At 35.8% G+C, this 7,184-nt stretch carries 6 protein-coding genes; 3 read left to right on the top strand and 3 right to left on the bottom strand.

Going from position 1 to position 7,184, the window contains the following annotated elements; all coding sequences use genetic code 11:
- On the top strand, positions 1-2,061 hold a 2,061-nt coding region (locus ACFVSH_RS20860), incomplete at its 5' end, for a CDP-glycerol glycerophosphotransferase family protein (RefSeq protein WP_387707624.1).
- Positions 2,062-2,265: 204 nt separating this feature from the next.
- On the opposite strand, the gene ACFVSH_RS20855 is transcribed toward ACFVSH_RS20860, so the two are convergent.
- Entirely contained in the window at positions 2,266-2,457 is a 192-nt protein-coding gene (locus ACFVSH_RS20855; protein ID WP_192205899.1) for a hypothetical protein, read from the bottom strand.
- Positions 2,458-2,888: 431 nt separating this feature from the next.
- Entirely contained in the window at positions 2,889-4,067 is a 1,179-nt protein-coding gene (locus ACFVSH_RS20850) for an MFS transporter (protein ID WP_387707622.1), read from the bottom strand.
- A 484-nt stretch (positions 4,068-4,551) separates the two neighbouring features.
- Here ACFVSH_RS20850 and ACFVSH_RS20845 point away from each other — a divergent pair, with 484 nt between their 5' ends.
- Positions 4,552-5,388, top strand: coding sequence for an SGNH/GDSL hydrolase family protein (locus tag ACFVSH_RS20845; protein ID WP_387707620.1), 837 nt, complete (start codon positions 4,552-4,554; stop codon positions 5,386-5,388).
- Between the two features lie 97 nt (positions 5,389-5,485).
- Here ACFVSH_RS20845 and ACFVSH_RS20840 read toward each other — a convergent pair whose 3' ends face one another.
- Positions 5,486-5,785: a helix-turn-helix domain-containing protein gene (locus ACFVSH_RS20840; RefSeq protein ID WP_387707618.1), complete on the bottom strand. Its 300-nt coding sequence runs from the start codon at positions 5,783-5,785 to the stop codon at positions 5,486-5,488.
- Positions 5,786-6,261: 476 nt separating this feature from the next.
- Here ACFVSH_RS20840 and ACFVSH_RS20835 point away from each other — a divergent pair, with 476 nt between their 5' ends.
- The gene (locus ACFVSH_RS20835) at positions 6,262-6,951 is read left to right on the top strand and encodes a YveK family protein (RefSeq protein ID WP_387707616.1); all 690 of its coding nucleotides are present in this window, start codon (positions 6,262-6,264) and stop codon (positions 6,949-6,951) included.
- The last annotated feature ends 233 nt before the right edge of the window (positions 6,952-7,184 follow it).

Raw genomic sequence — 7,184 nt, 5'->3', positions numbered from 1 at the left:
TGTCGAAAGATAAAAAGTTCCAGAAAACATGGGGGGAAAGAATTGAAACAAGAAACAATTTATGGTCATCTTGAAAATGGAATTCCTATTTTATCGGATGGCTATTGCCTTTTCAATGGCACAAAGAGTATTAGTAAAAAAAGGAAATACAATATGAAGTATTTCGTGTATAGTAAGGAAACGAACAATACGGTTACTCTCTCAGAATATGAACCAATGACAATATTACAAACAATCACGTTAACGAAAGGTTATGTTAATAAAGAGGGGAAATTAGAGGATGAAAGAATCATTTTCTTCGTAGACACGAACTGCAAACTTTCCTTCGTGAAAACACGCCAAAAAAATCTGCAGATAGACAAAACGCTGGATAAAATAGAGAAAGCCCCGTTTTTCAAAGGTTTAGTATTCCTTTTATTCTTTCGCTTCTTATTTGTTGGGGTCATGCGTGTCAGAAATTATTCGTTCAAAGAAGTATATTTATCGTTCGGTTACGATAAAAGCGTAAATTTTAAAGTGCATTTTCTCTTTCCAGTCAAAATAAGAGAGAAATTTGCAATGAAGACAGGGAAGATATCCATACTCATTCATACTTACTGGTCTTTCGTGCCAATGAAGGAAATTTATCAACATTATGTAAACACTAGCGAGATTAATACGCCTATTTTTATCAAACTCAGTCACGCTGATCATAGTTATTGGTATAATTTTAAATCAGACTCTAAGCACATATACGATAAAAATCATTATCTGTATAACACCCGTTCCTATCGTTTGGGGCAGATGAATAGTGAACTTTTTATCCGAAAGTCTATAACAGGTCAATACGTTATCGTATTGACAAGTATAATGGCCAAAAGCATTATAATAAAAGAAAGATTTGCTTATTTGATTAGCCTTTTTTCACTAAACAAAAAAAAATACGATATCTATTTTGAAAAGTTCAGTGCAGGGGCTTCGGAATCTGCCTTTGAACTGTTTAAATATGCATTCAAGATGGGGGATTCCTGCGTTTATATATTGGAAAAAGGCCACCCCGAATATCAAAATCTTAAGCAACAATACGGCAGAGCCCTTGTTGAGAAAAATAGCTTTCTTGCTTTCTATCACATCTTTTTAGCTAGAAGTTTTCAATCTTCCGATCTTGTGGGACATATACAACGCCGATTGTACGATAACGATTACTTAATTAAGAAAAAGGTTCTTTCAACTGATAAAAAAATAATGTTGCAGCATGGACCATGTATGGCGACCAATATTTTCGAACGTGGTTACTTTAACCGTAAAGTGCCGATTGCACCTGATTACATGCTCGTAAATTCCGATTTCGAGAAAAACTTATTCCTTAATAATACAGGTTATACGGAAAAAGAATTGATGGTAACAGGGCTGCCTAATATTGATTTATATGTCCAGGAACAACAAAGTGAAAAAAATCAAATTACATTCATGCTTACATGGCGACCATGGGACCTCACAGGAAGCATTGAAGCTGGAAGTTATTTAGACCGGTATTTTTCATTCTTGGAATTGATTCGAAAAGAGAAGTTCTATAAAGATAAAAAAATTAATGTCATACTCCATCCTAAATCAAGAATCATACTTCAAGAACAGTTCCCAGATATTTATGATAAATACGAAGAATCGTTTTATATAGGAGACATAAAGGATGCTCTATTGAGCAGTAAAGTTGTCATATCCGATTATTCTTCCATTACTTTTTATGCGTTTGCAGGTGGAAGTAATGTTATCTTCTATTGGGAAGACAAAGCTTTGGCAGAAGTGGAATATGGAGCGCCTAACATTCTCCAGAAAGAGATTGCTTTTGGCGGCATAGTAGAGACATTCAATGATTTGCACTCTGAAATTGTATACAGTTACAATAACCCGCAATCTCCTTTCCATACTGCACAGTTTTCAAAACTAATGGAGTGCACAAGTGGTCACAATACTAAAAATACCTATGACTACATTCAAAACATAATTTTCCAAAATGAACATAACCCTTTAGAGGAAGAGAGTGAATTTACTATTTCTGAAAAGCAATCTTCTGCTTCTTAATAGTTCTGAATGGAACGTCAACCTAAGACAAAAAGGGTATAAGGCCACCAATTGGTGGTCTTTTGAATGTGTGATGATTTAAATCATACATTCAAATTAGAGAAAAATTCCTTTGTTAGGGGCAAACGGCACGTTTTTGGACAAAAAAAAGAAGCAATAGCCAATATTGCTTCTGGTTTACATATATCGACCTCATGAAATTCTTTAAATCTCACCCTCTTCAAGCCTCCTATTATACTCAACTTTACTAATCAATCCCTTTGCATTACAGGTAAGACAATCTGTATAAATATCGTAAGCACCTGTACCTGCACAAACATGGCACTTAACATGAGTTTCCGGTATATCCTTATGCATGAATGAAAAAACTTTTCCAAAATACTGCAGAATAATCATTCCCAAAACTCCTTTTTTTTCTATCATACAACGAAATAGAGAGAAGGAAACAGGGAATACAATAACATTACTTAAAACAAATAAAACCATAACATACTTTACATGGGGTTAAAAAATGTGCTGAGGCAAATGCGATAAACTGTTCTGCAAAATCACTTCTGTTTACAATAGGCTGTTTTCGAATACTTTGTTGCCATTTACCAAGTAATGTGATGTGGTTGATTTCCCCTCCAGATGCTCGCTTTCCGCGGGGCGGCGGTGAGCCTCCACGGCGTAAACGCCTGTTGGGTCTCACCTGTCCCGCTGCTCCCGCAGGAGTCTCGCACTTCCGCTCCAATCAACCTTAAATAGTTTCGTTTTAATAACAACAATCTTTACTAAAAGAGCCTTTCAAAAAAAGAACATCCACAAAGATGTCCCTTAATTTATAATTACTTCATTTTTCTTAAAATCCATAGGTAAGCCAATATTGAAATCCCCACAGAGACTGCTGCCATTATGTAAATGCTTATATATCCGAAAAGATAGCCAATTTGTCCGAAGAGGATGGCACCGAAACCGATACCAAGATCAAAAAAGGAATAGAAAGTGGCATTGGCCATCCCTTTTCGGTTTCGGGCAGCGTGTTCAAGAGACCACGCTTGAAGAGCCGGTTGGACAGCACCGAATCCAATGCCATAAAAAATAGCCGCTATATACAGAATCATGTTACTTGGCATCCAGGCTAGCAATAGCATCGCCACTATGATAAAAAGAGTGGACGGAATGAAGACAGTTTGATGTCCTTTTTGATCATAGATCTTTCCAGCAAACATACGTGTGAAAATAAGAGCTAGAGCGTAAAGAAAAAAGTATCCTTGAATACCTGTCAGACCTTTTTCGATTGTATAAAGCGGTAAGAAGGTAGTAGTCCCGCCAAAAGTCACCGTAATGAAAAAAACAAGCACGGACGGAGCAACAGCGCTTTTTTCATAAATGTCAAACCTATTAGTTTTAGCTGGGGAAGGAGCATGTTCTACTTTTTTATACGTAATTGTTGAAGCCATGATCCAAGCTGCAAGAATTAATACACCGCAAAATAAAAACAAATGTTGAAAGTTTAAAACATCCGTCAAGAAAAGCCCCAATGAAGGACCAAAAGCCATCGCCAAATTCCCCGATAAAGTGAAGTATCCCATTCCCTCACCCCGACGCCTTGCAGGGATAAGATCGGAGGCAATCGTACCTGAAGCCGTGGTCGCATATCCCCAGCCAATCCCTTGTACAATCCTCATGGCGCAAAGAAGGTAAATACTCATCATATATCCAAACGAACCAATTGCAACTGCCAAAAGGGCTAAACCGAACAAGAAAACAAAACGTCTTCCTTTTGTTTCCAAGGCCTGTCCAGCAAAAGGGCGGACAATCAGGGCAGAAAATAAAAACATGCCAGCAACTAACCCAATATACCGTTCATTTCCGCCAAGCTCCTTTACAAAAAGCGGAAGGGTAGGGGAAGTCATCTGAAAGGATAAAAAAACAAAAAAGTTAGCCAAGAAAATCATAATAAAATCACGCGACCAGATTTTATTAACAACCGGAAGTTCTTCTTTTAATAAAGGTACACCCATAACAGCCATTCTCCTTAATTGATAGTAATTATCATTCTCATTTTACTAAAGTTATAGAGAACAATCTATAAAAATTAAGTGATCATCTTAAATCTAAGTAATATTGACTACACCAAAATAAAAAGAGCCCTAGGGCTCTAAAATAAACTATTAATGATCAATTTTACCCATCCCCAAAAAGAAATCCATAACGGTATGCTCAAAGATGTACCAAAAAAAAGTCCTTTAAAAAAATTCCTTTCATTTTCACCTACCATATTGAACACACCTCAAAAGGCGAAGATGGTATATTACAATGTCGACTAATGTCGGAAGAAATTGGGAAAATATTCTTTATCGTTTAAAATTTGATGGATATAATTAATGAGAGAAAAATAACCTAATAAAGTGAAATAGAGTTTAGGTAACAGTACTCTAATAAGAATTTACTCTATTTTATAAGACTTCCATGTCAGTCATTAATGTTCAAATATGGGAGGTAAAGATGAGGAAATATGGTTTAATCATTATCGCAGGATTTTGCTTAGCAGTAGTGGTGTTTGGCCATCTGCATTGGAAAAACATAAGCCAGACAGCAGGGATAGAGGCTAGAGAAGCTGCAGCAAAAGCAAAAGAAAAGGAAACAGAAGAAAGGGATGCATTGATACAAAGTTTAAAACCGGAAAATAATAAAAAGCAGCCGTTAATAGATTACCTGCATTATAAGTCGCTTACGCAAGATAAGGTTATTGTATCCCTAGTGGGAAGTAATGGTACTTCAGGAACCGGTGCAAGTAATACTTCTAAGAGTTGGGCAGGGCTTTTAGAAAAGAGTTTGCGAGCTGATCGTGATGATCTGGAAACATTACGTTTCATTAATCATGGGCATGAGGGGTATTCAACAGAGGATTTGCTGAAAGGTAGGAAAATTGAAGCAGTGATACAAGATGATCCCGATCTGATTATTTTTGAAAACTCGTTGATAAATAATCATTATCAATCACTTAGCTTGGAACAGACGGAAAAAGATTTGGAAAGCATCATGACAAAGTTACAGAAAGAGCTGCCAAATACAAAGGTTCTTATCATTTCACCAAATCCGGTTGCCAATAGTAAAACAGAGAATAGTTTAGGATTGAATTATTTGGATTATATTCAAGCTTCTGAGCAGGTCATCAAATTCAATAAATGGACTTATATGAATAGTAAAGAAGAGATAGAAAAGAAGCTAAGTAAAAAGAATATGAGATTGGCTGACATATTGACTAATGATAACATCCATCCCAATGACCAAGGGCATTACATATGGTTCGAGGTGATGAAGGAATATTTTAAGCAGTAATAAAAGGGAAAAAGTGGGGATTTCCACCTTTTCCCTATTGGGCTTTTCTTAAGAAGCGAAAGGAAAGCGGTTTCAAAGTGTCTCATCCTTATAGACATCACTTTCTATCTTGAATAAATTCGCGCATTTCCTCTTTCGATATGCCAGACCCCATAACATCCTGCATGATTTCCATCCACTCTTCATCCATGCTCTTGCCTGCTTGTTCATTCAACAGAGCATCCACTTTAATACAAAGGATTCTAGCGATCTTTTCCAAAACTAAAATAGTAGGGTTTGTTTGAAGGTTTCTTTCCAATGAGCTTATATAGGATTTGGCAACGCCGGATTTTGCGGAGAGTTCACTAATTGACATTTTCCTTTCTTCCCTAAGCGACTTAACTCGGTAACCTATCATTCTGACCACACCTAACCATTAATATGAAAATTATTTACTGATTGAAACTATCACTTTCAGTTTACACATTTTCCTTTCACTTTTAATGATAACTAGGCACTAAAATACTTGACACAATTATACATATAAACGAATTTTCCTATATGAGTAGGCAATTAGTTAGGTTATTTTCAAGAAAATATTTTAATATTGATAAATCTTATGGGATAGATTGGGATTTGGTGTATAATTAAGTTTATTGAAATTTAAGTCCCGAATATTCTGGAAAATGGGTTAAATATACATGTTTAATGCTATATTTCGAATTTAGTAATTATTTCCTTTGTATTGCCATTCTCTTTTTTGTAAAATTACTCTTGTGTTTGAAAAGAATTCTTTCGTTGTAAAATTCAAGTAAATTTCCTTGAAAATACATATATATAGGTAATATTATGGTATAATGCAATAGGTCATTTTTAACATATCAGGAGGATGAAATGGAAGAAACTATTAGTATTACAGATATTTTTAAAACATTAAAGAAACGTTGGAAGCTAATCATGCTGCTGACATTAATTGCCGCTCTGATTAGTGGAACGATTTCTTATTTCTTATTAACACCCGTTTATCAATCTTCGACACAAATCCTGGTTAACCAGAAGCAATCGGAGAACCAATTGGACTCGACTCAAATACGATCTAATATCGACATGATCAATACATACAGTGTAATCATAAAAAGCCCTGCCATTTTGGAGAAGGTCATAGCTAAGCTTGAATTAGACCAAAGTGTAGAACAACTAAGTGAAAAAATCACGATTAACAGCCAAGAAAATTCACAAGTCTTTTCATTAACGGTTCAAGACAGTAATCCGTCACAGGCTGTAGAAATAGCAAACACGATTTCTGAAACGTTCCAAAAGGAAATCAAGGATATCATGAACGTCGACAATGTTAGCGTACTAGCCAAGGCAGAAATTAAGGAGAATCCTACACCAGTAAAACCTAATCCAGTCTTGAATATCGTAATTGCGGTGGTGGTCGGATTGATGGCTGGAGTCGGCTTGGCATTCCTACTTGAGTATATGGACAATACGATCAAGGACGAGGATGATATTGAGAGACTCCTAGAATTACCCATCCTTGGATCAATTCAAAAGATTACACAAGTACATAATAAAGGATAATCCGGATAAGAAGCAGTATGAAAGGAAGCGGGATTTTTGAGAAGTAAAGATAAAAAACAGGTGAATTTGATTGCACAGACTAACCCCAAATCACCTATCACTGAACAATATCGATTAATTAGAACGAATATTCAATTTTCCTCAGTGGATAAAGACATACAAACCATTGTTCATTCAGCCTAACCAAACATCATTATTCTCAGTCAATCCGTCACTAACTTGAAGGCGATGCT

Origin of the sequence: Peribacillus sp. NPDC058002, from assembly GCF_042886655.1 — a bacterium.
Classification (GTDB): Bacteria; Bacillota; Bacilli; order Bacillales; family DSM-1321; genus Peribacillus; species Peribacillus aracenensis.
Note: the sequence above shows the minus strand (reverse complement) of the source record. Positions and strands in the feature narration are given on the sequence as shown.

Bases quoted from the DNA above. Each gene is read 5' to 3' on its own strand.
- ACFVSH_RS20835 (WP_387707616.1), top strand. From the start codon at position 6,262: ATGGAAGAAACTATTAGTATTACAGATATTTTTAAAACATTAAAGAAA.
- ACFVSH_RS20850 (WP_387707622.1), bottom strand. From the start codon at position 4,067: ATGGGTGTACCTTTATTAAAAGAAGAACTTCCGGTTGTTAATAAAATC.
- ACFVSH_RS20855 (WP_192205899.1), bottom strand. From the start codon at position 2,457: ATGATTATTCTGCAGTATTTTGGAAAAGTTTTTTCATTCATGCATAAG.
- ACFVSH_RS20840 (WP_387707618.1), bottom strand. From the start codon at position 5,785: ATGATAGGTTACCGAGTTAAGTCGCTTAGGGAAGAAAGGAAAATGTCA.
- ACFVSH_RS20845 (WP_387707620.1), top strand. From the start codon at position 4,552: ATGAGGAAATATGGTTTAATCATTATCGCAGGATTTTGCTTAGCAGTA.